26 protein-coding genes and 1 riboswitch are annotated in these 23,732 nt (G+C 63.5%); of the genes, 10 read left to right on the top strand and 16 right to left on the bottom strand.

Features of this window, described 5'->3' with window-relative positions:
• Position 1 precedes the first annotated feature (1 nt).
• On the top strand, positions 2-355 hold the full coding sequence (locus ACRTG1_RS19340; protein ID WP_432516862.1) for a cupin domain-containing protein: 354 nt from the start codon (positions 2-4) through the stop codon (positions 353-355).
• An 83-nt stretch (positions 356-438) separates the two neighbouring features.
• On the opposite strand, the gene ACRTG1_RS19335 is transcribed toward ACRTG1_RS19340, so the two are convergent.
• The 3 genes from ACRTG1_RS19335 to ACRTG1_RS19325 all read right to left on the bottom strand — a co-directional run bounded on the left by ACRTG1_RS19335 (position 439) and on the right by ACRTG1_RS19325 (position 2,135).
• Entirely contained in the window at positions 439-804 is a 366-nt protein-coding gene (locus ACRTG1_RS19335; RefSeq protein ID WP_113153143.1) for a response regulator, read from the bottom strand.
• A 72-nt stretch (positions 805-876) separates the two neighbouring features.
• Complete coding sequence (gene hpt, locus ACRTG1_RS19330) at positions 877-1,419, bottom strand: hypoxanthine phosphoribosyltransferase (RefSeq protein WP_113153144.1); 543 nt, start codon at positions 1,417-1,419, stop codon at positions 877-879.
• 68 nt (positions 1,420-1,487) lie between these two features.
• Entirely contained in the window at positions 1,488-2,135 is a 648-nt protein-coding gene (locus tag ACRTG1_RS19325; RefSeq protein ID WP_432516861.1) for a hypothetical protein, read from the bottom strand.
• A 170-nt stretch (positions 2,136-2,305) separates the two neighbouring features.
• On the opposite strand from ACRTG1_RS19325, the gene ftsE reads away from it, so the two are divergent.
• From ftsE to ACRTG1_RS19305, 4 genes are all read left to right on the top strand, one after another.
• Positions 2,306-2,965: a cell division ATP-binding protein FtsE gene (gene ftsE, locus ACRTG1_RS19320; protein WP_113153146.1), complete on the top strand. Its 660-nt coding sequence runs from the start codon at positions 2,306-2,308 to the stop codon at positions 2,963-2,965.
• Positions 2,958-3,947, top strand: a complete 990-nt coding sequence (locus tag ACRTG1_RS19315; RefSeq protein ID WP_206546199.1) for a cell division protein FtsX — start codon at positions 2,958-2,960, stop codon at positions 3,945-3,947. The genes ftsE and ACRTG1_RS19315 overlap by 8 nt, the downstream gene beginning before the upstream one ends.
• An 81-nt stretch (positions 3,948-4,028) precedes the next feature.
• Positions 4,029-4,745 (top strand): YdcF family protein, encoded by a 717-nt coding sequence (locus tag ACRTG1_RS19310; RefSeq protein WP_206546198.1) that lies wholly within the window; start codon positions 4,029-4,031, stop codon positions 4,743-4,745.
• 201 nt (positions 4,746-4,946) lie between these two features.
• Positions 4,947-5,738: a lysophospholipid acyltransferase family protein gene (locus ACRTG1_RS19305; RefSeq protein ID WP_206546197.1), complete on the top strand. Its 792-nt coding sequence runs from the start codon at positions 4,947-4,949 to the stop codon at positions 5,736-5,738.
• Positions 5,739-5,766: 28 nt separating this feature from the next.
• Here ACRTG1_RS19305 and ACRTG1_RS19300 read toward each other — a convergent pair whose 3' ends face one another.
• Positions 5,767-6,303 carry a gamma-glutamylcyclotransferase gene (locus ACRTG1_RS19300; RefSeq protein ID WP_432516860.1) on the bottom strand — a complete coding sequence of 179 codons (537 nt, stop codon included), beginning with the start codon at positions 6,301-6,303 and terminating at the stop codon, positions 5,767-5,769.
• A 75-nt stretch (positions 6,304-6,378) separates the two neighbouring features.
• On the opposite strand from ACRTG1_RS19300, the gene ACRTG1_RS19295 reads away from it, so the two are divergent.
• On the top strand, positions 6,379-7,374 hold the full coding sequence (locus ACRTG1_RS19295; RefSeq protein WP_432516859.1) for a DUF2125 domain-containing protein: 996 nt from the start codon (positions 6,379-6,381) through the stop codon (positions 7,372-7,374).
• Between the two features lie 3 nt (positions 7,375-7,377).
• Here ACRTG1_RS19295 and ACRTG1_RS19290 read toward each other — a convergent pair whose 3' ends face one another.
• Positions 7,378-8,313, bottom strand: a complete 936-nt coding sequence (locus ACRTG1_RS19290) for a prephenate/arogenate dehydrogenase family protein (RefSeq protein ID WP_432516858.1) — start codon at positions 8,311-8,313, stop codon at positions 7,378-7,380.
• 3 nt (positions 8,314-8,316) lie between these two features.
• Positions 8,317-9,417, bottom strand: a complete 1,101-nt coding sequence (gene hisC / locus ACRTG1_RS19285; RefSeq protein WP_113153152.1) for a histidinol-phosphate transaminase — start codon at positions 9,415-9,417, stop codon at positions 8,317-8,319.
• Between the two features lie 117 nt (positions 9,418-9,534).
• Positions 9,535-9,612, top strand: a riboswitch (SAM riboswitch).
• 76 nt (positions 9,613-9,688) lie between these two features.
• Between hisC and metA the strand changes: the two genes are divergently transcribed.
• Positions 9,689-10,624 carry a homoserine O-acetyltransferase MetA gene (gene metA / locus ACRTG1_RS19280; RefSeq protein ID WP_206994873.1) on the top strand — a complete coding sequence of 312 codons (936 nt, stop codon included), beginning with the start codon at positions 9,689-9,691 and terminating at the stop codon, positions 10,622-10,624.
• Between the two features lie 5 nt (positions 10,625-10,629).
• Here metA and ACRTG1_RS19275 read toward each other — a convergent pair whose 3' ends face one another.
• Both ACRTG1_RS19275 and ACRTG1_RS19270 read right to left on the bottom strand, forming a co-directional pair.
• Positions 10,630-11,697: an NAD(P)H-dependent flavin oxidoreductase gene (locus ACRTG1_RS19275; protein ID WP_432516857.1), complete on the bottom strand. Its 1,068-nt coding sequence runs from the start codon at positions 11,695-11,697 to the stop codon at positions 10,630-10,632.
• A gap of 5 nt (positions 11,698-11,702) precedes the next feature.
• Positions 11,703-12,488, bottom strand: coding sequence for a class I SAM-dependent methyltransferase (locus ACRTG1_RS19270; RefSeq protein ID WP_432516856.1), 786 nt, complete (start codon positions 12,486-12,488; stop codon positions 11,703-11,705).
• A 104-nt stretch (positions 12,489-12,592) separates the two neighbouring features.
• Between ACRTG1_RS19270 and gloB the strand changes: the two genes are divergently transcribed.
• Positions 12,593-13,360, top strand: coding sequence for a hydroxyacylglutathione hydrolase (gene gloB, locus ACRTG1_RS19265; RefSeq protein WP_206546191.1), 768 nt, complete (start codon positions 12,593-12,595; stop codon positions 13,358-13,360).
• A 35-nt stretch (positions 13,361-13,395) separates the two neighbouring features.
• On the opposite strand, the gene yddG is transcribed toward gloB, so the two are convergent.
• Both yddG and ACRTG1_RS19255 read right to left on the bottom strand, forming a co-directional pair.
• Complete coding sequence (gene yddG / locus ACRTG1_RS19260) at positions 13,396-14,286, bottom strand: aromatic amino acid exporter YddG (protein ID WP_432516855.1); 891 nt, start codon at positions 14,284-14,286, stop codon at positions 13,396-13,398.
• A 27-nt stretch (positions 14,287-14,313) separates the two neighbouring features.
• Complete coding sequence (locus ACRTG1_RS19255) at positions 14,314-15,078, bottom strand: DUF3108 domain-containing protein (RefSeq protein WP_206994876.1); 765 nt, start codon at positions 15,076-15,078, stop codon at positions 14,314-14,316.
• Between the two features lie 257 nt (positions 15,079-15,335).
• Here ACRTG1_RS19255 and rpmB point away from each other — a divergent pair, with 257 nt between their 5' ends.
• Positions 15,336-15,635 (top strand): 50S ribosomal protein L28, encoded by a 300-nt coding sequence (gene rpmB / locus ACRTG1_RS19250; protein WP_113153159.1) that lies wholly within the window; start codon positions 15,336-15,338, stop codon positions 15,633-15,635.
• A gap of 147 nt (positions 15,636-15,782) precedes the next feature.
• Complete coding sequence (locus ACRTG1_RS19245; RefSeq protein WP_113153160.1) at positions 15,783-16,415, top strand: queuosine precursor transporter; 633 nt, start codon at positions 15,783-15,785, stop codon at positions 16,413-16,415.
• A gap of 66 nt (positions 16,416-16,481) precedes the next feature.
• Here ACRTG1_RS19245 and ACRTG1_RS19240 read toward each other — a convergent pair whose 3' ends face one another.
• Genes ACRTG1_RS19240 through ACRTG1_RS19215 form a run of 6 tightly spaced genes read right to left on the bottom strand, consistent with a single transcriptional unit; the run spans position 16,482 to position 23,567 of the window.
• Positions 16,482-16,946, bottom strand: coding sequence for a MarR family winged helix-turn-helix transcriptional regulator (locus tag ACRTG1_RS19240; protein WP_206546188.1), 465 nt, complete (start codon positions 16,944-16,946; stop codon positions 16,482-16,484).
• Positions 16,943-17,527 carry an amino acid synthesis family protein gene (locus ACRTG1_RS19235; RefSeq protein ID WP_206546187.1) on the bottom strand — a complete coding sequence of 195 codons (585 nt, stop codon included), beginning with the start codon at positions 17,525-17,527 and terminating at the stop codon, positions 16,943-16,945. The genes ACRTG1_RS19240 and ACRTG1_RS19235 overlap by 4 nt, the downstream gene beginning before the upstream one ends.
• Complete coding sequence (locus ACRTG1_RS19230; RefSeq protein ID WP_432516854.1) at positions 17,520-18,437, bottom strand: UPF0280 family protein; 918 nt, start codon at positions 18,435-18,437, stop codon at positions 17,520-17,522. Before ACRTG1_RS19230 ends, ACRTG1_RS19235 begins: the two co-directional genes overlap by 8 nt.
• The gene (locus tag ACRTG1_RS19225; protein WP_432516853.1) at positions 18,434-19,960 is read right to left on the bottom strand and encodes a 6-hydroxynicotinate reductase; all 1,527 of its coding nucleotides are present in this window, start codon (positions 19,958-19,960) and stop codon (positions 18,434-18,436) included. Before ACRTG1_RS19225 ends, ACRTG1_RS19230 begins: the two co-directional genes overlap by 4 nt.
• The gene (locus ACRTG1_RS19220; protein WP_432516852.1) at positions 19,957-22,704 is read right to left on the bottom strand and encodes a molybdopterin-dependent oxidoreductase; all 2,748 of its coding nucleotides are present in this window, start codon (positions 22,702-22,704) and stop codon (positions 19,957-19,959) included. Before ACRTG1_RS19220 ends, ACRTG1_RS19225 begins: the two co-directional genes overlap by 4 nt.
• On the bottom strand, positions 22,701-23,567 hold the full coding sequence (locus tag ACRTG1_RS19215; protein ID WP_432516851.1) for an FAD binding domain-containing protein: 867 nt from the start codon (positions 23,565-23,567) through the stop codon (positions 22,701-22,703). Before ACRTG1_RS19215 ends, ACRTG1_RS19220 begins: the two co-directional genes overlap by 4 nt.
• Positions 23,568-23,732 lie beyond the last annotated feature (165 nt).

Below are 23,732 nucleotides of genomic sequence, written 5' to 3'. Positions count from 1 at the left end.
GATGAGTGATGCGATAAATCTGGCGGAAAAACTGTCTGCCTTTGACGAAAAATGGTCACCGCGAACCGTGGCCACCTTCAACGGCCATGACGTGATGGTCGTGAAGGTCGAGGGCGAATTCAAATGCCATTCTCACCCCGACACCGACGATTTCTTTCTCGTGCTAAAGGGCGAAATCGACATTCAGCTGCGCGACCGCACCGTCACGCTGAAACCGGGTGAAATGTTCGTCGTGCCGAAAGATGTCGAGCATTGCCCGGTGGCCCACAAGGAAGCGCATCTCCTCTTGATCGAGCCAACGGGCACACCGAACACCGGCGACGCAGCCACGGCTGCGAAACGCACGGTCATCTGATCGCCCGCCCCCATCCGGAGGCATGGCGGGCAATCTGAACCATTGCAGAAGCGCCGGTCAGGCGGCGAGTGCAGAAGCGCCGGTCAGGCGGCGAGAACCTCGCCAACCCGCTGGCGCAGTTCGCTCAGCGTGAAGGGCTTGTTCACGACGCCCTTGACGGTGCCTTCAAGCTCCACGGCACGTTCGCGCTGATCCGCATAGCCGGTCATCAGGAGAAGACGCAGGCCCGGAAAGGCGTTTGCCACGGCCCGCGCCATCTCGATGCCGTCCATGGCCGGCATACGAATGTCCGACAGGACCAGATCGTAATCGCCGGCCGTTTCATTGATTCGCTCAAGCCCTTCCAGCCCGTCACCCGCGGTTTCCACGGTGTGACCGGCAGCGCTCAGCGCGCGGGCGGTAAAATTACGTACGGAGTCGTCGTCTTCGACAATAAGAAGCTTAGCCATGACCTGTTTTCACCCGATCCGATTACCCTTCGGTAAATACGCCAGCCCCCACTTTTCTAAAAATCACTCCGTTCAGGCATCGCCCTTGACGATGCCGACGAAAGGCAGCTCGCGAAACGCGTGCGCCACGTCCATTCCATAGCCCACGACAAAATAGTCGGGGCATTCAAAACCGACAAAATCGGCGTCGATTTCCGTCTGCCGCCGCGAATGCTTGTCGAGCAGCACCGCTACGGACACCGATTTTGCGCCGCGCGACATCATCAGTTCGCTCGTGTGCTTCAGTGTCTTGCCGGATTCCAGAATGTCATCGACCAGAAGGATGTCGCGCCCTTTCACATCGTTGTCGATGTCGCGCAACACCTTGATCTTGCCGCTCTCCGTGCCCGCCCCGTAGCTGGAGATCATGATGAACTCCACTTCCGGCGAGATGCCCACATCGTGCATTGCGCGGATCAGATCGGCTGCGAAAATAAACGATCCCTTGAGAACGGAGATCACCAGAAGGTCGTCATACTCGCGCGAAGCGATGTCCTTGGCGAGCTCCAGATTGCGCCTTGCGATGGTCGAGGCCGAGAACAAAACCTCGATTTCCTTGCCGCGTACAACAGGCATGGGGCGGCGAACTCCTGTAAGGGCGGCCCGAAACGATCTGGTCCGGAACCGGGTATTCAGCAGATGATCTACGACGAACGAAACGTCACAGAAACGGACTTTACACCTTCACTAGGCGCGACCAGTCGACTGGAGAAGGGAAAGCGCGCGCCCGGTCCGAGGTGTTGTTCGTTTGTCCCCAAAAAATAACGCGTTGTCGAGCCGTTTTCGGAGGTAACGTTGATGGAGATTGATGGAATGGCGACAATCTTGCTGCCGCCGTTAAAGGCTGCGCCATCAACGATGAGAAGCGCCTGCGATCCCTGCCGCTCGACGCGCGATGTCACCTCCACCAGACGCAGGGTCTGCGACGGCGCCTCCCGCTGACCGAAATCCATCGCCTGCACCAGGCTGTGCCCGCCAGACACCCAGAACGCGCCGGCGATGAAGAGCGCGCCCACCGCCCAGAACAGCGGGCCTGCCGGCCCGCGCTTCACGCGCCGGTGCGCAGCGCCCGGTTTCAGCATGTCGAGGCCCGAGACGGTTTCACCCGACGGCAGCGCCGCGCGCGGCTTGCGCGCTTCGGTGTTCTCGCCGGGCGCAAGCGTTTCGAAGCCCACATCGACCACATCGCGCCCGGCATCGCGCCCGGCATCGCTTTGGCGCTGCGATCCGCGCGCCCGGTCGGGCATCATGATTTCGCCCGAAAGAGGGCGTGCGCTGTCGGAGTGCCTCATAGCCGGCAGACTATCCTTTCGTGATCCGCCTTTCCGGGCTAAATGGAAATGGTTAATGCTTCGACCTCCCGCATATCAAGCAGGAGTTAACTTGCTATTAACCATGCGCATTGATGGTCTGACAGAATGCGTCCCGGCAACACCCGCCACCCAACGAACGCAGGTTCCTCGTGATTCGATTTGAAAATGTCGGCCATAGATACGGGATGGGTCCGGAGATCCTCCGCGATGTCTCGTTTCATTTGCCGGAGCGATCCTTCCAGTTTCTGAGCGGCCCTTCGGGCGCCGGCAAGACAACGCTCCTGCGCCTGCTTTTCATGTCGCTGAAGCCGACGCGCGGCCTGATCACGATTTTCGGCAAGGACCGCTCCAAGATCACCCGCACGGAGCTGCCGCTCCTGCGCCGCAATATCGGCGTGGTCTTTCAGGACTTCCGCCTGCTGGATCATCTCACCACCTATGAGAATGTGGCGCTGCCGCTGCGCGTTCGCGGCCGCGATGAATCCACCTATCGCAGCGACGTGATCGAACTGCTGAAATGGGTGGGTTTAGGTGAGCGCATGCATGTGCTGCCGCCCATCCTGTCCGGCGGTGAAAAGCAGCGCGCCGCCATCGCCCGCGCCCTCATCGAGCAACCCCGCATCCTGCTTGCCGACGAACCGACCGGCAATGTGGACCCGCAACTGGCCCGCCGCCTGCTGCGGCTGCTTTTGGAGCTCAACCGGCTCGGCACCGCCGTCGTCATCGCCACCCACGACCTCGGCCTGATGGATCAGGTGGATGCGCGCCGCATGGTGCTCTCGGGCGGAAGGCTGGAAATCTATGACTGAGACGACCCGCCTCCTGAAAAATGTCGGCGCACGCCTGAGTTCGGGCGCGCGCGGCGCGGTGTCGCGCAAGCAGACACCCATCGTGCCGTCGGACAACATTGCCGGCCGCGCCATGGTGCTCGTTATCGCGATCATGACCTTTCTTTCATGCCTCACCCTGGGCGCGGTGACGCTGGTGCGCGACACCGCCTCCACCTGGCAGACGCAGATCTCCCGCGAAGCGACCATCCAGATCAAACCCGATGAGGGGCTGGACATGGACGCCGCCCTCGCCCAGGCCCGCGACATCGCCGCCGGTTACAATGGCGTTCTCAACGCAAACATCGTCGACGCCGAGGCCACCGCACGCCTGCTCGAACCGTGGCTCGGAACCGGTCTCGACATTGAGAGCCTGCCCGTCCCCCGGCTCGTGATCGTCACCATCGACCCGACAGCACGGCCCGATTTCGCGGCTATGCGCGCAGAACTGTCGCAAAACGTCGCCAATGCGACGCTGGACGATCACCGCACCTGGGTCGACCGGCTCGTCGCCATGGCGCGCACCACGGTCACCATCGGCATGTCCGCGCTGGCGCTGATGCTTTCGGCCACGGCGCTCACCGTCATCTTCGCCACGCGCGGCGCGATGGCCGGCAATGGACACATCATCGAGGTGCTGCATTTCGTGGGAGCGGAAGCGCCCTTCATCGCCTCGCAGTTCCGCCGGCACTTCCTGTTTGCCGGCATGAAAGGCGCTGCCGCCGGCGGCCTTGCCGCCATCCTCGTTTTCATCGGCTTCTACTGGTGGTCATCGCGCAACATGGCCACGCCCGAGGCCGATCAGGCCACGGCCCTTTTCGGCAATTTCGCCATCGGCCCATCCGGCTATATCGGCGTCGGCGCAATCGTGATCGTGATTGCCGTCCTGACGGCGGCAACCACCCATGTGACGGTGCTCTCCTATCTGAAGAATGTCGACACCGCCCATCCCGACACGATGTAGCCGCGATGATGTCCCAATTGACCTGTTCACCGGATGCGTGTCGACTATCCATCGCCGCAATTTGCAGTTAACGATCACCGCATGACACAGGAGCCCCAGCATGGCCTGAAAGGCCAGGGTCACGCACCACGCCGCAGCCGGCGATCCGGCGCGCGTCGCGTGTTCAGGGTGCTTTTGCTGGTGTGCACCATCGGTGTGTTCGTTTTCATCGCAGGCTTCGGTTTATTTGCCGACCATATCGGCCATCTCTCCGTCCCCCGCGACATTGACGATGCAGACGGCATCGTCGTCCTCACCGGCGGCCAGTCGCGCATCGACGCCGCTGTCGAACTCCTGAAAAACGGCAAGGGCAAACGCCTCCTCATCAGCGGCGTCAACCCGATCGCCCGGGCAGACGATCTGCGGATCGCCACCGGCAGCGAGACAGAACTCTTCGAATGCTGCGTCGACATCGACCATGCCGCGCTCGACACGATCGGCAATGCCGAGGAAAGCGCCAAATGGGTGCAGGCCAACGCCTATGACAGCATCATCCTGGTGACCAACAACTACCACATGCCGCGCAGCCTTCTGGAAATGCGCCGCCTTTTGCCCGATGCGCAGGTGCATCCCTATCCCGTGGTCAACACGCCGCTCGACAATGGCGCGTGGCTCGCAAAGCCGAACGCGCTGCGCGTGCTCGCCACGGAATACACGAAATATGTCGGCGCACTGGTGCGCGAGGTCGTGCCCCTTCCCCGCATGACATTCCTGAAAAAGACGGCAGAAACCGCAAAGGCCGATCTGCAGGGAAATTGAAATCCGGCCGCACTCCCCGCACCACACTCTGGCCACAGGCGCTTTGCCTCGCTCCCCGGTTGCTGTAAGAGCCTCACAAGAACCTAGAGCGTTTCCGCTTTTCGCTGAATCGTGAAAACGCTCTAATTCATTGTTTTCGTGCAATTCCGGACGGAAAACCGGTTCCCACTTTTCCTGGAATTGCTCAAACGGGCCATATTCATGCTCCTCATCCGATCAGCCGCCTTCAATGCCGTCTTCTACCTGAACCTCATCGTGCAGATGCTGTTCTGGACGCCCATCTTCTTCCTGCTGCCACGCAAGAAGGCGTGGTTCGTGCCGAAGTTCTGGGCCGCCTCAAGCCTGTGGCTGCAACAGGCAATGACCGGCGGGCGCTCGGAGATTTCGGGGCTGGAGAACCTCCCGGACGGTCCCTGCATCATCGCGCCCAAGCATCAGTCCTTCTGGGACACGATTGCCTTTCTGCCGCACATCCCCGATGCGCTCTACATCCTGAAGCGCGAACTGATGTGGATCCCCTTCTTCGGCTGGTACGTGGCCAAGATGCGCATGATCCCGATCAATCGCGGCAGCCGCACCAAGGCCCTCAAGCAGGCGGTAAAACAGGCCCATGAGCTGATGAAGGAAAATCGCCAGCTCATCATCTATCCCGAAGGCACGCGCCGTCCGCCGGGCGCGGAACCGGCCTATAAATACGGCATTGTCGAGCTCTACGCGCAGCTTGGCGTTCCGGTGGTGCCGGTTGCGCATGCGGCCGGCCTGTTCTGGCCCCGGCGCAAGTTCCTGCGCCATCCGGGCGTCATTCGCGCGCGCTTCCTGCCGCCCATCGAACCCGGCCTGTCACGCGAAGAGTTCCAGAAGCGCCTTGTCGGCGAAACGGAAGCGGCCTGCGATGAAATGCTGGTGGAAGCAGCCACTTCGGCCAATCCGCCGCCGCTGCCGGAGACAGCCCGCAAACGCCTTCAGGAGCTGGGCGTCACCGCCGCCTCCTGAAGCCAGACCTGCCCCCAGGGGCAGGCCCCTAGATAGCGCCCTTGCCCGCATTGCCGATGCGGGCAGCCACCGCTTCAAGCCAGTGATCGCGAATGCCCAGCGCCTGCAGGTGCTCGACCGTGTTGCGCACATAGTCGACATTGGGCCCGGATTGCCCGACGGACGCACTCACCTGCTGCGCCGCGTGGTCGATGTCCATGCTGCCGGCATATTGCCCGTGGGCGCGGTCGACCACATAGGTCAAAGCCTCGACCGCCGAACCATCCTCAAGCCGAACGCCCACCCGGCGCTCCAGATAGACATTGGTGACCAGCTCGCGCTCGCGCAGATAGTCCACCACTTCGTGCTGCAATTCTCCCGGCACGCGAAAAGCGAGCCCAAGGCACGAACCGCCACGGTCCAGCCCCAGCACCAGCCCCGGCCGGTCCGGCGTGCCGCGATGCACATGCGAATGGATGCACAGCGCCCGGCGATAGCCGTGCAGTCTGGCCTTGCGGGTCTCGGTGTGGGCGAAACCCGGCCGCCACATCAGCGATCCGTAGCCAAAGACCCAAAAATCGTCCATATCGCCTGCCCAATGCTTGAAAGGGTGTTGCTGTGTCGTCATCACTGGTGGCGAACGGGTTAACCGGAGGACTTCATGCCGTCAAGAAAACGCACCAAACGCAATACCAGCCGCCGCTTCCTGCTGTTCGCGCTGTTCATTGTGCTGGCCATTCTCGTTTACACCGGCGGCTGGTTCTATGCTGCCGACACGCTGGAGCGCCGCACCATCACGGCCATTGAGGACATCAATCTCGGCCAGCAGAACGTCAATTGCGAGGAACCGACGGCCCGGGGTTATCCCTTCCGCATCGGCCTGTTCTGCCGCAGCGTTTCCTTCGAAAATGCCGAGACCGGCGTCTCCGTGAATGCCGGCGCGTTCCGATCCGCAGCGCAGGTCTATCAGCCCATGCGCACCGTGGGTGAACTGGATTCGCCCGCGAAAATTACCGCCCCCAATTTCCCGCCGGTTGAAGCGAATTGGGACAATATGCGCCTCAGCGCGCGTCTCACCACCCGCCTGCCGGAGCGCGTTTCGAGCGAGGCCACCAATGTGGTCCTGACGCTGGACGACGATACGCGTCAGCCCATCGCGCGCGCAGACAGCATTCAGACCCACACACGCCAGAACGGCGCGAATGTGGATTTCGCCTTCATCGCGCAGAAGCTCTCGCTCGACCCGGCTCTCACCAGTGGCGCGACCATACCGGCGCTCGATGGTGAAGTGCTTTTGTCGCTGGATGATGGCGTGGCGCTGTTGGCCAATGCACGAAACGGCCTGCGTGGACGCTCCGGCAATGTGCAGAACCTGCGCCTCAGCGTGGCCGGCACCGAGGCCGGGCTCAGCCTTCAGGGGCCGATACGTATCGCGGAGAACGGCCTGATTGACGCCGAGCTGCGCGTCACGGTCAACGAGCCGCAGACCATTGCGCGTCTTGCCGGCGATCTTTTCCCCGCACAGCGCGATCAGATCGCAGGCATCACGTCGGGGCTTGCCAATCTCGGCAAGGCGCCGACCCTGCCGGTCAATATCCGCCAGGGCCGTGTCTTTGTCGGTTTCATTCCGCTCGGGCGCGTGCCGCCCGTCAGATAAGCCTTACGGCTTTTCGGGATGGGCCAGCGCGTGACGTCCAAAGTCCGGAACGTCGATGTCCTGGCCCGCCTCGATGATGGAGCGACGGATGGCGCGGGTGCGCGTGAACATCTCGAACAGCTTGTCGCCATCGCCCCAGCGGATCGCGCGCTGAAGTGCGGAAAGGTCTTCGGAAAACCGCGCCAGCATCTCCAGAATGGCGTCGCTGTTGTGCAGGCACACATCGCGCCACATGGTCGGGTCGGACGCTGCCAGGCGCGTGAAGTCGCGGAAACCGGAGGCCGAATATTTGATGACCTCGGATTTCGTCACCGCTTCCAGATCATCCGCCGTGCCGACAATGTTGTAGGCGATGATGTGCGGCAGGTGCGAAACGATGGCCAGCACCATGTCGTGGTGCTCCGGGTCCATGCTGTCGACCATCGCGCCACAGCCTTCCCAAAAGGCTGACAGACGCGCAAGCGCATCCGCATCCGTGTCCGGCAGCGGCGTCAGAATGCACCAGCGCCCCTCGAACAGATCGGCAAAACCGGCGGCAGGTCCGGAATCCTCCGTACCGGCAATTGGGTGGCCGGGGATGAAATGCACAGTGTCCGGCAGATGCGGCTGCATCTGCGCGACAACAGATGCCTTGGTGGAGCCAACGTCGGTCACGATCGCGTCCGGCTTCAGCGCCGGCGCAATCGCCTGCGCCACCGCACCCGAAGCGCCAACGGGCACCGAAATGATCACCAGATCGGCATCGCGCACCGCCGCAGCGGCGTCCTGCTCGTAGACATCGCCCAGTTCCAGCTCGCGGGCCTTTTCCAGCGTCTGTTCACTGCGCGTCGAGATGGCGACGGTCGACGCCAGACCGGCGTGCCTGATGGCGCGTGCAAGCGACGAGCCAATCAGGCCGATGCCGATCAGCGCGACCTTGTTAAAAAGAGGGTCAGGCACGATTCAGCCTTCCATGAATTCCTTGAGAGCGGCGACGACGCCGCGGTTGGCCTCTTCCGGGCCGACGGTCAGGCGCAGGGCGTTGGGGAAACCATAAGGCACCACACGCCGCAGCACATAACCGCGCGAACCAAGGAAGGCATCGGCCTCCGCAGCCGTCTTGCCGCCATTCTCCGGGAAGTGGATCAGCAGGAAGTTGCAGACACTGGGCGTCACGCGCAGACCAAGCTTGCCAAGCTCTTCAACCAGCCAGGCGCTCCAGGTCTCGTTGTGCTCGAGCGCGCGCTGCAGATGCGCCTTGTCGCGGATCGCAGCAGCACCGGCCTCAATGGCCAGCGCATTGACGTTGAAGGGGCCGCGCACGCGGTTCACCGCGTCCACCACATGAGCCGGCGCATACATCCAGCCGATGCGCAGCGCCGCCATGCCGTGGATCTTCGAGAAGGTGCGCGTCATGACGACATTCTCGCTCGACGACACCAGCTCGATACCGGCTTCATAGTCGTTGCGGCGCACATATTCCGCATAGGCGGCGTCCAGCACCAGAAGCACATCCTTCGGAAGGCCGGCTTGCAGGCGGCGCACCTCTTCAACCGGAATATAGGTGCCGGTCGGATTGTTCGGGTTGGCCAGGAACACGATGCGCGTCTTCGGCGTCACCGCCGCAAGGATCGCATCCACGTCGGTGCGCTCATTGTCTTCCTTCACCACCACCGGCTTGCCGCCGGCGGCCAGGATCTGGATGCGGTAAACGAGGAAGCCATGCTCGGTGAAGATGCCTTCATCGCCGGGCTTGATGTAGGTCTGGGCCAGCAGGCCGAGCAGTTCGTCAGAACCATTGGAGCAGAGAATATTGGCCGGGTTCAGGCCATATGTCTCGGCAATCGCCTCGCGCAGCGCCGTCGCCGAACCGTCCGGATAGAGCTCCAGATGTCCCATGGTTTTGGAGATCGCCTCAACGGCCGCTGGCGAAGGGCCAAGCGGGGACTCGTTGGAGGAGAGCTTCCACACCTTCATGGCGCCGGGCGCGCTTTCGCGACCGGGTACATAAGCGGCGATATCCATGACACCGGGCTTCGGTTCGGGACGGTCGGACGTGCTCATTGAATGGTCCTGCTCTAGGGAAACGGTTGATGGGAACGCCTGTCTCAGGCGAAAATCCGTCAGATGCTTTAGACCATGACGGCGATTGACGCAAAGAAAACGCCACCTTAAATAATGATCTCCATTCGTGGTGATTTGGCCGGTCGGCTTGCAGCCACGTAAAACAACTCGCTAAAAGGCCGTGCGATGCAAGAATATTGCTGAGACCGGCCGCGATTTCGCTGCCGGTCTTTTTGTTTGGAGCCCGGTCCTTTTTGTTTGGAGCAAAACAATGCCGATCAAGATCCCCGACCAGCTTCCCGCCCGCGACGTGCTCGTGCGTGAAGGTGTGTCCGTGATGGACGAGGAAACAGCGCTGCGGCAGGACGTCCGCCCGCTGCAGATCGGACTGCTCAACCTCATGCCGAACAAGATCCGCACCGAAACGCAGTTCGCCCGCCTCATCGGCGCTTCGCCGCTGCAGGTGGAGCTGACGCTTGTGCGCATCGGCAACCACCGCGCCAAGAACACGTCGGAAGACCACCTCATCTCGTTCTACCAGACCTGGGAAGAAGTGCGTGACCGCAAGTTCGACGGCTTCATCATCACGGGTGCGCCCATCGAGCTTCTGTCGTTCGAAGACGTCACCTACTGGAAGGAACTGGAGAAGATTTTCGACTGGACGCTGACCAACGTCCACTCCTCCTTCTTCATCTGCTGGGGCGCAATGGCCGCCGCATGGCACTTTCACCGCATTCCCAAATACACGCTGGAGAAGAAGGCGTTCGGCGTCTTCCGCCATCGCAACAACGCACCCGCCTCGCCCTTCCTCGCCGGTTTCTCCGACGATTTCGCCATTCCGGTGTCACGCTGGACCGAAGTGCGTTCCGCCGACATTAAGCCGGAAACGGGCCTGCAGGTGCTGATGGAATCGGATGTCACGGGGCCATGCCTGCTGACGGAGGAGACGGGCAACCGGCTCTACATGTTCAACCACATCGAATATGATTCCACTTCGCTGAAGGAGGAATATGATCGCGATGTGGCTTCGGGAACCGAGGTCGCCGTGCCGCACGGCTATTACCCCGATGATGATCCGAGCCGCCCGCCCCTGAACCGCTGGCGCTCGCACGCGCATCTTCTGTTCGGCAACTGGATCAACCAGGTCTACCAGTCGACGCCCTACGATCTGGCGGAGATCGGCGCAGGGCATAAGGCTACGAAATGAAATTGCTAGCCGCGTAGAAGCGCGGCAGCGTCGCGGGCGAGCTTCACCGTGAGTTCGCCTGCCGGCATGGGCGCGGCCAGAGCCGCCGCCTGCCCCGCCCATAAGGGCGAGAAATCGCTCACCCCGGCCTTTTCCGCCGCAGCGCGCAGCGGGCCAATGGCAGCCGTCGCCAGCGGAAACTCCGGCGCATCATCGCTCATCGGTCCCACTTCGCTGACGAAGCGGTTCAAAAGCCCGCGGGCTGGCCTGCCGGTGAACACATTGGTCAGAACCGTGCGGTCGTCCCGCGCCAGCGCCAGCGCATCGCGATGACCCGCGCCGGTCAGCGCCTCGGGCGATTGCAGATAGGCCGTCCCCACCTGCACTGCGGAAGCGCCAAGCATGAAACAGGCCGCCACGGCGCGCCCGTCGCAGATGCCACCGGCTGCAATGACCGGAACGGAAACCGCGTCCACCACCTGCGGCACCAGCGCCAGCGTGCCGGGCTGCGTCGCAATTTCCGGCTCCAGAAAGACGCCGCGATGTCCGCCTGCTTCCGCGCCCTGCGCGATGATGGCGTCGCAGCCGTTTTCTTCCAGATAGCGCGCCTCGGCCACGGTGGTCGCCGAAGCGATGATCTTCGCCCCCGCTTCGCGCACGCGCGCCATCAGCGCCTCATCCGGCAGGCCGAAGTGAAAGCTCACCACTTCCGGGCGCGTCTCCTCGATGATGACGCAGCTTTCCTCGTTGAAAGGGTTGCGCCCGCCACCGGGCGGTGCCGCATCGGGATCGATGCCGAATTCGGAGTAAAAAGGCCGCAGACGCTCGCGCCATGCCGCCTCGCGCGCGGGATCGGGTTCAGGCGGCACATGGCAGAAGAAGTTCAGATTGACCGGTCCGTCCGTCCCTTTTCGGATCGCCTCCATCTCGGCGCGTATCTTCTCCGGCGTCAGCATGGCGCAGGGCAGCGAGCCCAGACCGCCGGCGCTGCTCACGGCAATCGCAAGCGCCGATCCGGCAGATCCCGCCATGGGCGCCAGAAGGATCGGCAGTTCGATGCCGAAGAGTTCCGTAACGGATGTGCTCATTGCCATGATGGTTATCCCTTTCCCCCGTTTCGGCCCCCATTGCGCCCCCCAGCGCGACGAAGGCCGCCAACCCGTGTTGCGCCCTGCGGCGAAAGCACCGGCACGAAAACGCGCCGCGAGGCCCGCGCCGCCACCGGCAATCCCTGATAAAGGCGCTTCTCCGCCTCGACCACCAGAACGCCCGAGAAAATCGGCCAGAAGCGCCGCCCGGCCTGCTCCAGAAGCTGATGCAGCCGCAGCATGAAGCGCCGCTCGGATGGCGGGAAGTGCAGCGCGTCCCCCCAGGCCGTGGCGGTGAAATTCGCCTCGCGCAGCGCCTCGGCAAGCTGGGCGCGCGAATAGGGCCGCCCGGTGCCAAACGGCGTGTGCTCGAAACGCGCCCACATGCCACGCCGATTCGGCACGGCAATGATCAACCGCCCGCCCGGGGCCAGCACACGCCAGATTTCCAGAAGCGCCTGCTGCGGGTTCTCCACATGCTCCAGCGCATGCACCATCAGCACGCGATCAACCGAGGCGTCGGGCAGCGGCAGTTCCTCCTCGAACACCAGAGCGGTGGCGGAGGGTTTGCCCGAGGGCCACGGCACCGCGCCCTGCATGGCCGGCATGAAGGCGAAGGTGCGCTCCGCATCCGCGCCGAAACGGTCGAGCCAGGGCAGCGTGTAGCCAAGCCCGACAAACCGCTCGCTGGTGCTTTTCGACCAGATGGCGGAAAGCGCCATGGCGATGGAGCGCTCGGCCAAATGACCGAGCAGGGAGGAATAGAAGGCGCGAAGCGCAACAATGTCCGAAATCATGGCAGGGACGGTACCCCCCTTCCACGACACCGGCAAGAATTGTCGCACCCGGCGTGACAAGCCGCCGCCCCCGCCCTATCGTCCAGCCGACAACGGAGAGATTCATGGCCCTGGAAATCGAACAATTCATCTGTCGCAGCGACAATTTCGGCATTCTGGCCCATGACAGCGAAACCGGCGAAACGGCGCTGATCGACGCGCCGGAAGAACGCGCCATCCTGTCAGCCGTGGAACGCACCGGCTGGCGTCCGACGATGATCCTGACAACCCACCATCACCCCGACCATGTGGAAGCCAATCTCGCGCTCAAGGAGCGTTTCGGCCTGACCATCATCGGCCCGGCGGCAGAAGCCGGGCGCATTCCCGGCATCGACAGCACGGTGAAGGAAGGTGACACGGTGCGCGTCGGCAAGCAGGCGGTTCGGGTGATCGAAACGCCTGGGCACACGGCGGGGCACGTAAGCTATTACTTCGCCGATTCCGGCGTCGTGTTCACCGCCGACACGCTGTTTGCGCTTGGCTGCGGGCGGCTGTTCGAGTGCAAGCCGCCGGTCATGCTCGCCTCACTCCAGAAGCTTGCCGCCCTGCCGCTTGAGACAATCGTCTATTGCGGCCACGAATATACGGAAACCAATGCGCGCTTCGCCCTGACGGTGGACCCCACCAACCCGGTGCTCAAGGAGCGTGCAAAGGAGATTGCGCGTCTGCGCAGCGAGGGCAGGCCCACCCTGCCGACCACCATCGGCGCGGAGATGGCCACCAATCCATTCCTGCGCGCGCATGATCCGGTGATCCGCCGCAATCTCGGTATGGAAGGCGCGAGCGAAGAGGAAGTCTTCGCCGAAATCAGGAAACGCAAGGACATTTCCTGACCTCACACCACAGGTCCTGACCTCACGCCACGGGATCAGGCCGGCTCACCGGCCTTTTTCCGCGACGGTTTGAGGATCATGTTCTTTGCCGCGAGCACCGCGCCGAAGGTGATCAGCAGACAGGCGGCGATGATGCTGGTGGAGGGTTCCGCCGCGCCGGCTCCAATCAGGATCAGCGTCGAAAGAAGCGGCGCGGCATAGCTCGCCGCGCCCAGAACCTGAATGTTGCCGCGCTTGACCCCGTAATCCCAGGCGTAGAACGCAGCGCCCACCGGCATCAGCCCGAGACCGAGCACGTTCAGCCATTCGCTCGTAGAGCCCGGCCAGACGGTTTCTTCAAGCAACACATGGCAGAGTGCGGAAAGGATCGCCGTCGCCGCACAGAACCAGGTCACGACGCTCGTCGGCACGGCCTGAAAACGGCGCGACAGGAGCGAATAACCGGACCAGAAAAACGCGCAGGCCCCCGCCGCCGCATAGCCCAGCGCATAGCGGCTCTCGAAGGTGAAGCCGCCGCCCTTGGTGATGATGAGCGCGGTGCCCGCAAGCCCCAGAAGCGCGCCGGCAATGTGATGCCAGCCGAGCCGCTCGCCCGGCATGAGCGCGGAGCCGAGCACGATGAGCAACGGCCAGAGATAGGCGATCAGGCTCGCCTCCACCGCCGGCGCGTTGCGCAGGGCAGTGAAATAGAAAAAGTGGTAGCCGAACAGGCCGGCAATGCCGATCAGCCAGACCACGGGCGGAATGGGCGCGGCAGGCGCAGAGGACGGCGCGGCCACCCGCATGACGAGACCGATCAGCGCGGCCACCGAAAAGGCCAGCGCCGACAGGAGAAATGGCGGGACAGCGCCCGACCCGGCGGTAAAAAGCGCCAGAAGCGCCCACATGGCAACAGCGGTAAATCCGATCAGCGTGGCGCGCGCCAAAATCCCCTCCCGGCGCAGATGCGCCCCTCAATCAACCGGACGGCCTCTGATATGGACCGTGCCGACCTTGGTACCGATCCGCGCTTCAACGGGCGTGTGATGGCCACGCGCCCCAAGCGGCCGGAAGGCTACCAATAGACGAGCCTTGTCGCGCAGGAAAGCGATGGTCGAGCGGCCCTTGCGATAACCCGAGACCGGGATGAACTTCGCCCTGCAGGTGATCAGGTCCGTGCCAATCCGCTCTCCCCTGGCTGCCGGAGAAAAAACGATGTCTGCGCGCATTTCGCCATCGAACACCTTGAAGCGGCGGTTGCAGACGTCAGCCGCACTTGCCGCCGGCGAAAGCAGGGCCGACAGCGGATCAAGCGCCCCGGCGAGATCCTTCTTCGACACGGCAACCCAGTCCTTGCCGCGTTTCTTCGGCTTCGGCGTTATCACCGTCTCCATGATCTGCCCCTTGGAAAAACGGATCGTGGTCGTCTCACGCTTTTTGCCGCTCAGATAGGCAAGCTCATAGGAAGATGGCGTCACGGCATCGCCGGAGAGCCGGCCTTTCGAAATCACCGTGCCATCCGTCTTGTCGAACAGGCGCGCAATGCCGGCGCTGGCGAACCGCCCCGAAACCTCGAAGCGGCTTTCGTCCAGACGGCTCGTGAAATCGGCCTTTCCAATGGGGATGCCATAGAGAAACGCATCATAGCGAAGGCGGTGCGTCTCGGTCTCCGCCAGAGCGGTTCCTGAAGCGGCGCAAAAGCCAATCGCAACAACAAGACAATATCCAGCAGGCCGCATCACGAGCGGTCTCCTCCAGCCAGGCCGGCGAACCGGCAGCGTCCCTTCCCCTTGCGTGAAGAGGAATATTAAGGCATTTCTTTGGAAAAGGGCCATGGAGATTGTCCGAACAGGGGCGCTGGGTGCTTGACCCGCTCGCCAAATATCTCTATGGAACGGCAACTTTTTCCATAAGGCCGCCAATGATCAACCGCGCGCCGCCAATTTAAGGTGCGGCAGTGGGGTATGGACGGGCCAAGACGATGAAGGTTTGAAAAATGTCCCGCGCCTGCGAACTGACCGGCAAAGCCGTAATGACCGGCAACAATGTTAGCCACGCGAACAACAGGACGCGTCGTCGCTTTCTGCCCAACCTGTGCCACGTGACCCTGCAGTCCGAGGCTCTTGGCCAGAACGTGCGTCTGCGCGTTTCCGCCAGCGCCCTGCGCACGGTGGAGCACCGTGGTGGCCTCGACGCGTTCCTCGTGAAGGCGAAAGCGAATGAGCTTTCCCAGCGTGCACGTCTGCTGAAGAAGCAGGTCGAGAAGAAGATGTCCGAACAGGTTGCAGCTGCCTGAGGCTTCTGCGCCCCGGCAAAGCCGGGGCACTGTTTGACAGGATGATCGGCTCGCCATGGGGCGTGCATTTCCCGGGTTGAGGCTTCAAGCCTTTTCAGGATTTGCACCGCTGGCGAGTTTTCTGGTTCCATCACCCAGGATAAAAAAATGAATCGGCTTTATGCGATCTGGCCTTTCATGGCCTCCATGGCGATCATCGTGACCGCCTCGAACTTTCTCGTTCAGTTTCCGTTTCGCCATTTTGGCCTGGGTGAGCTTCTCACCTGGGGCGCTTTCACCTATCCGGTGGCGTTTCTCATCAACGATCTGACGAATCGCCGCTTTGGCCCCGGCGCCGCCCGGCGGGTGGTGCTTTCAGGCTTCGTGCTGGCGGTGATTCTCTCGATCTGGCTCGCCAGCCCGCGAATCGCGATTGCCTCGGGCGCAGCGTTCCTCTTTGCACAGCTTCTCGACGTCGCCGTGTTCGACCGGCTTCGCGGCAGCGCATGGTGGCGCGCGCCGCTCATCTCGACGCTGATCGGCTCCATGCTCGACACGGTGCTCTTCTTCTCGCTGGCCTTTGCCGCGCGGTTTGCCTTTCTCGACACGGCATTCGGTCTGGAAGACGCTTCTCTGGCCTTCCCGGTCTCGCTGTTCGGCACAGGCATTGAAGCGCCCCTGTGGCTTTCGCTGGCGCTGGGAGATTTCGCGGTGAAACTGCTGATCGGCTTCGCCATGCTCGCGCCTTATGGCGCACTGCTCACATTCCTGCGCGCAAAACCCGCCTATAACCGGGGTTAGAGCATCGTTCTTTCAAGAGGTTAGAGCGTCCTTTGTGCGTCCATTCGGACGCACGGCGCTTTGGCCTCAGCCTTCGGCGAGCTTTGCCAGAAGGCGCAGAAAGGTAGCGGTCTCGCGCTGGGTCAGCGGAGCCAGCGTCTCCTCGCTCACCTCCAGCGCATCGGGCAGGAGCGCCTCGATGGTCTCCCTGCCCTTGTCGCTCAGGCTGACGACCAGACGACGCCGGTCACTGCCATGCGGCTCAAGCGCAACGAGATCGCGGGCCTTCAACCGGTCGATAACGCCCTTGATGGTCGCGGCGTCCATCGCCACAAGCTGGCCAAGCTGATTCTGGGAGGTTGCGCCAACCTCGTGAAGCTTTGCCAGCGCAGCAAACTGCGGCGGCGTCAGATCGCTGATGCGCGCCGCAAAAATCGCCAGATGGCGCTGGTTGGCCTTGCGCAGGATGAAGCCAACCTGCTCGCCGAGCTCATAGACATCGGCCGTGTTGTTATCGGCCTGCATCCCGAGCCCGTCGCGCTCCACTGTCATCTGAGACCGTCCTCGCCTTTCACTTCGTCGGCCGTCAGGCCGCCCATGCGCGCATGGATACGCGGTCCACAGGCCATGGCAAGCACAAACAGGATTTCGTCAGGGCGCGGACCATCCGGCATCCCCACTTCCATCGCGTCGAAATGGCTGCGCACATAGGCCGCGTTGATGTGGCCGAGCGGAATATCGATGCGCGCGCCAAACCCGCCCACCTTCTTGGATGAGGGCACGATGGCCTTCGAATCGCCCAACCGCTCACGCATGGCGTAACCGCCCGGCACATGCCACAGCGCCCCGTGTTCCAGCTCACCGGCCGTGCCGACAATGGCGCCCTTGCCGAAACCGTCGATCACCGCAATGTCACCGCCAAGCGCAGCGATGAGGCGGTCGGACATCTCCAGCCCGAGCGGCTTCAAATCCTCCATCGCGCTCTCGACCTCTTCCACATAGCCCCCGGCGAAGGGGTTCTTCACCAGTGCCAGAGCGGCGGCGCGGCGACGCGGCTTCATCGGGGCCGGGCCGCCCTCATGGAGAATTTCTTCGGTCACGAGCGCGATCTTGCGCAGGGTGAATTCAGGCATGATGGGCAATCCTGTTGCTGGAAATGTTTCTGGGTCCGGTTGCGCCTTTGGCGGCGCGATCACGCATGCTGACAAGCGGGGCAGCGCCGCATTCGCGCACCGCACCGCACAGGAAAAGGGCCGCACTCTCGATGAGACCACGGTCGCGGATCGCCTCGGCCACCGCAAGACCGCGTTCAAGCGCCTGCGCAACCTCGGACCGCGAGAGCGCGCCAACAGCCTGCGTCACCAGACGGTCGCGCAGATCACTGTCGGGATCGATTTCACAGGCCGGAACGCGGGATATTGCCGGGTGCCCCGGCAGATCAACCGCATTGGCGATCAGCGTCGCCGCCACATCGGCAGAAGCAGCGGAACGCGCCAGCACCGTCACCGCATCGGCGATGCCGAGCGAATGACTGCGCCCGCGCCACCCGCTCGTCGCCATGCCCCGCACGGGATCGCCTGAGCGGATTGTCACGCGGTCGGCGAAGCCATTTCCAGTTCCGGCAATGGCCGCTTCGAGGCTTTCGCCTTCCCTGAGATAAAACGCGCTGTCGCCGCCATTGTTCACATAGGCGCGCGCCAGCGTCCGCCCCTCAACGAGAGCAGCAAGAACCTCATCGGCAACGCTCCCGGCCACCGCCGCCATGGGCGTGACGAAGGCAGGCGCATGGCGCTCTACCGCCGCCTCCATGCGGCGCGCGGTGGTGGATGCAAAACTGCGCGGCTCTTCACCGACAGGGCTGCGCAGAGCCGGCAGTTCCGCCACCAGTTCTTCAAGGATCGTATCGAACCGCGCAACGGCCTGCCGACAGGCCGCACGGCATTCATCTTCCGCGCCGAACGCCTCGACAATCAGATCAATCGGGCCGTGGTTCAGATGCAGACGACGCCCATCGGCCAACCAGCTGGCGGTCGGGCCGCTCACCGCTTCGGCTCCCGGCGCAACTGGTGCAGCGGCGGCCAGGGGTTCGATGCGGCAGCGCCTTGCGCCTCACGTTGATTGAAATATTCGCCACCCTTTTCCAGCACGTCTTCCACGCTGCGGATCTCATCCGCATAGCCGCCGAGGCGAATGTAATCCTCCCGCCGGAGCGTGAACTCGATGGGCGCGACCAGCGCCGGGGTCGGCACATAACCAAAAGCATTCTCGGGCGTGCGCATCACGTCCACCATGATGGTGATGCCACCGCCCGGCCACACATAAACCGGCGCGCCGCCAACCGTGACATAGGTTCTGAGCCCCTGAACCGAGCGCGTGAGATTGACCGGATTTTCCGTCACACCAGCGCGAAGACTGCCTCCCGCACCGCCCATGAACAGAACGGTGCAAAGCGCCGGCTCGCAATTCTCCTCGATCAGTTCCACGGATTTGCGCAGGCGTTCGGGGAACGGCTTCTTGACGGGCTTCAGCGCCTCGTCGAGCTCGTAATAGGAAAACTGCTCGCCCGTGGTGGACACCATGAGCAGCGAAAGTCCGGGCCGTGCGCCCTTCTTCTCATTGAAGGGGCCAAGAATTTCCAGCGGATCGTCAATGGTCGTGCCGCCCCAGCCCAGCCCCGGCTCGGACACCTTGAAATAGCGCCCCGGTGTGGAGCGGCGGCCAATGATCTTGATGCCGGTGTCTTCCCAGCCGATCACCTTGCCCGCCTGATGCTCGGACACGACGCCGGTGATGTGGTCATCGACGACAACCACCTCGTCCACCAGCCCCTTCCATTGCGAGGCGAACATGCCGATGGTCGCCGATCCGCAGCCGACCCGCATGCGCTCCTCGCGCGTGCCGTCGATGACCGGCGGCTTTCCCGCCTGCACGACAATGCCTGCACCGCCGTCGATGGTCAGCTCCACCGGCTTCTTGTTGCACAGGTCCATCAGCGCCTGGCAGGTGACACGGCCTTCCGCCTTGGAGCCGCCCGTCAGGTGCTGCACCCCGCCGAGCGAGAGCATCTGGCTGCCATATTCAGCCGTGGTCACATGGCCGACCGCCTCGCCATCCGCGCGCACCGTCGCGGCTTCAGGGCCGAGATGCCGGTCGGTGTCGATCTTCACCTTCACGCCGCAATAGGAGAAAATCCCCTCCGTCACGACCGTGACGAGATCGACGCCTTCCACCTCCTGCGACACAATGAAGGGGGCGGGCTTGTAGTCGGGATAGGTGGTGCCCGCGCCCACCGCGCTCACGAAGCGGCGCTTGGTGTTGACCAGTTCGCCATCCCACGGCGCGTCCCCCTCGAAGGGTACCACCGGGTCGCCTTCCTCGGCCGCATGTTCGAGAATGGTCACCGGGTCGCAGCGCGTGATGCGCCCGTCGAAATTGCCATAGCGATCACAGGCGCCCGTGCGCCCTTCGGCGATGTAGCACATGACGGGGCATGCATCGCAGCGCAGCTTGTCGCCTGCCGGCTTTTTGGGCGGCATCGCCTCGAAACGTTCGGTCAGCTCGTTCATTGTCCTGCCTCCCGCGCCCGGATGGCCGCCAAAATGCGGCTTGGCGTGGCCGGCACTTTCGTCACCTCCACACCCACCGCATGACGGATCGCATTGAGGATCGCCGGCGCGGTGGGGATCAGCACATGCTCGCCCAGCCCCTTCGCCCCGAACGGCCCTTCCGGGTCCGGCACTTCCACGAGAATGGTTTCGATGGGCGGCACGTCGCCAATGGTGGGGATCAGATAATCGTGCAGGTTTTCCGTGCGGCCCGGAACATATTCCTCCATCAGCGCCAGGCCGATGCCCTGCGCAATGCCGCCCTCGATCTGGCCTTCCACCAGAAGCGGATTGATGGCGCGGCCCACATCGTGAGCGGCGACGATCCGCAGAAGCCGCACCGTACCAAGCGTGGTGTCGACCTCCAGTTCCACAAGCTGCGCGCCATAGCCGTAAACGGCATAGGGAACACCCTGCCCCTTCTCGTCCAGCGCCGTTGTGGGCGGATCGTAGGTTTCCTCCGCCGAAAACACATAGCCATCAGAACCGGCTTCAATCTCAGCGAGCTCAACACGCCGCCGCACCGCCCCCTCGCGAATGACGAGCGCCCCGTCTTCAAGGCCGATCACCGCCGCATCCGACACATTTGCGAAGCGCAGGATTTTCTCCCGCAAAGCGCGGCCCGCCTTCTCCGCAGCCTTGCCCGTCACATAGGTCTGGCGCGAGGCAGACGTCTTGCCCGCATCCGGCGTGACGCCCGTATCCCCGCCCACGAGTTGGAACGCCGAAAGCGGCAAACCGCTGGCGTCCGCGCAGATCTGCGTCACCACCGTGTTGGAGCCCTGCCCGATATCCACCGCGCCCTGATGCAGCATCACCGCACCGGACGCCGTGATGCCGACGCGGATCGTCGAGGGGTTCGGCAGCGCCGTGTTCCCGCAGCCATACCAGCAGGACGCAACGCCGATGCCGCGCCGCAGCCTCCCGTCGCCCGCATTGGCGCTATCGGCTTCCGCCTGGGCGCGCGCCCAGTGCGGTTTCAGCGCCTCGAGACAATCGCGAATGCCAACGCCTGAAAGCGCCTGCCCGCAAGTGGTGCGATCACCATCGACAAGCGCATTGTCGATGCGGAACGCTAGCCGGTCGCGGCCAAGCTTCTCCGCCAGCCGGTCATAAAGCGTTTCCTGCATGATGGTCGCCTGCGGCACGCCAAAGCCGCGAAACGCGCCCGATACCGGACCATTGGTGTGGATCGCCCGGCCCGTGGCGCGATAATTCGGCGTGCGATAGGGACCGGAGGCGTGAACCGGCACACGGTTCGCCACGGTCGGCCCCCAGCTTGCATAGGCACCGGTGTTGAAATCCCCCTCGAACACCATGCCGGTGACGCGCCCCGCCGCATCCGCACCGATTGAGGCGCGCATGGCCGCCGGGTGCCGCTTGGTGGTGGAGCGCATGGAATCGCCACGTGTGTAGACCATCGCCGCCGGCCGGCCCGTTTTGAGCGTCACCAGCCCCACCAGCGGCTGTAGCGAGATGTCGAGCTTGGAGCCAAAACCGCCCCCTGCCGCCAGCGGCACGATGCGCACCTTTTCAGGCGGCAGGCCCAGAACCCGGGCGGTGTCGTCGCGGTCCATGTAAGGCGCCTGCGTGCAGGCCTTGATGACCAGCGTGTCGCCCTCCATCGCCGCAAACCCCGCCTCGGGCTCGATATAGGCATGCTCCACATAAGATGTCTCGATCTCGCCGGAGACAGAAACGAAAGCACCCGCCAGAGCCGCCTCGGGATCACCACTCTCCACAAAGCCCCGGGTGAGCTGATTGCCCGTGCGCCCCTCATGCAGATCGGGAAAGCCCGGACGCCGCGCCTCATCCGGCGTAAGCGCATGGGGCAGCGCCTTCCAGCTGACCGGAAACGCATCCATGTCCAGCGCCTCGATGGCCGCGCGTTCGCCGGCGATCAGCGCCACAGCCTCACCACGAAACCGCGCCCGCCCCCCGGCCAGCGCCGGCTGGTCAGCGAAAGGCGGAATGACGCCAAACCGGTTTTCGCCCGGAATGTCGGCTGCCGTGAAGACCGCGACAATACCGGGATGCGCCGCGATGAACGCCTCCGTGTCGCCGATCTCGAAATCCGCATGCCAGTGCGGCGAGCGCACCACCGCCACCGAAAGCGCATCGGCCGGACGTTCATCCGCGCCGAACACCTCAGCGCCACTCACCTTGCGTTCGCCATCGAGCCTGATGGGCGACGCCCCGACGGCGCGGCCCTGCTCCACCATGGCCGCATCCGAAGCAACCGAACGGTTGGCGTTCATCACCGCATCGATGATCTTGCGATAGCCGGTGCAGCGGCACAAAACGCCGCCAAGCGCATCCTGAACCTCGGTTTCAGATGGCGCAGGGTTCTTTTCCAGAAGTGCTGCCGCGCTCACGAGAACGCCCGGCGTACAAATGCCGCACTGGGCTGCACCATGGCGCAGGAAGGATTCCTGAAGCGCCGACAGGCTGCCATTTGAAAGCCCCTCCACCGTGCGCACGCGGCTGCCCGACAGCCCCGCCGCCGGCACGAGGCAGGCGCAGACCACCGCGCCATCCACCTCAACCGAACAGGCCCCGCAATCGCCCGCATCGCAGCCAACCTTGGTGCCGGTCAGCCCCAGCCCGTCACGCAGCACGGAAGAAAGCCGCTGGAGTGGAGAAACCTCCGCCACCACGGGCTCGCCATTCACCTCGAACGAAACGGAAAGTCGCTCTGCGCTCATGCCATGGCCCCTCTTTCCGGTGCAACGCCAAGCGCCCGCTCAAGCGCCTGCTCCAGCGCCCGCGCCGTGATTTCGCGCGCCGCTTCCAGCCGATAGGCGGCCGTGCCGCGCACATCGTCGATTGGCGACAGCTCGGACAGGTCGCACGACGCCACCGCAGAGCGGATATCCGCAACCCGCGCGCCTTTCAGCTGCGCCTCCAGGCCTGAGAGCCGCTGCGCCACCGCCGAGCAAGAACCGACACTGACCGCCGCTTCCGCGATCCGCCCGCCATCAATCACCACCCGCGCAGCGGCCATGGCGATGGAAATCACCAGATAGCGCCGCGCGCCCAGTTTCATGAAGCCCGAGTTCCCGCGCGCCGAGGCCCTTGGCACACGGATCGCCGTAAGCAGTTCATTGGGCGCACGCGCCGTCTTGCGATTGCCGAGAATGAAGGCCGCAAGCGGCAGATACCGAACACCCTCCGCAGACCGCAGCTCCACCTCTGCATCAAGCGCCAGAAGCGGCGGCACCCCATCGGCCGCCGGCGAAGCATTGCACAGATTGCCGGCCACCGTGCCGGCATTCTGGATCTGCACCGAGCCGACTTCACGGGCGGCAAGCTTGAGCATGTCGAAGCCGGGCGGCAGCGGCGCATCGATCACCGCGCTCCAGCTCGTGCGCGCGCCGATGACGATATGCGTCGCGGTTTCGTGAATGCCTTCAAGGGCCGACAAGCCGTTGATGTCGAGCACATCGCTCTTCAGCGGGCCTGCGCCGAGGGCGGGATAGAAATCCGTGCCGCCGGCAAGAATCGTCCAACGCCTTGAGCATAAGAGCCCCAGCGCTTCCTCCAGTTCGGTCGGTCTGGCATAGTCCATGCTGCGCCTGCCTGCCAATCGCGATGTCGTTCCCAAGCCCTTTTTGCTGCTCTGACGGCGGGGCTTAAATTCATTTGTACACGAATGATACGCTCCTCTGCACGCTTGTCAAAGGGGAACATTCGGTCCACCTTCCCGGCGATTTCATGCGAGAAGGAGACAGGG

The organism is Nitratireductor sp. PBL-C9, from assembly GCF_050877045.1.
Lineage (GTDB): Bacteria > Pseudomonadota > Alphaproteobacteria > Rhizobiales > Rhizobiaceae > Nitratireductor > Nitratireductor aquimarinus.
Note: the sequence above shows the minus strand (reverse complement) of the source record. Positions and strands in the feature narration are given on the sequence as shown.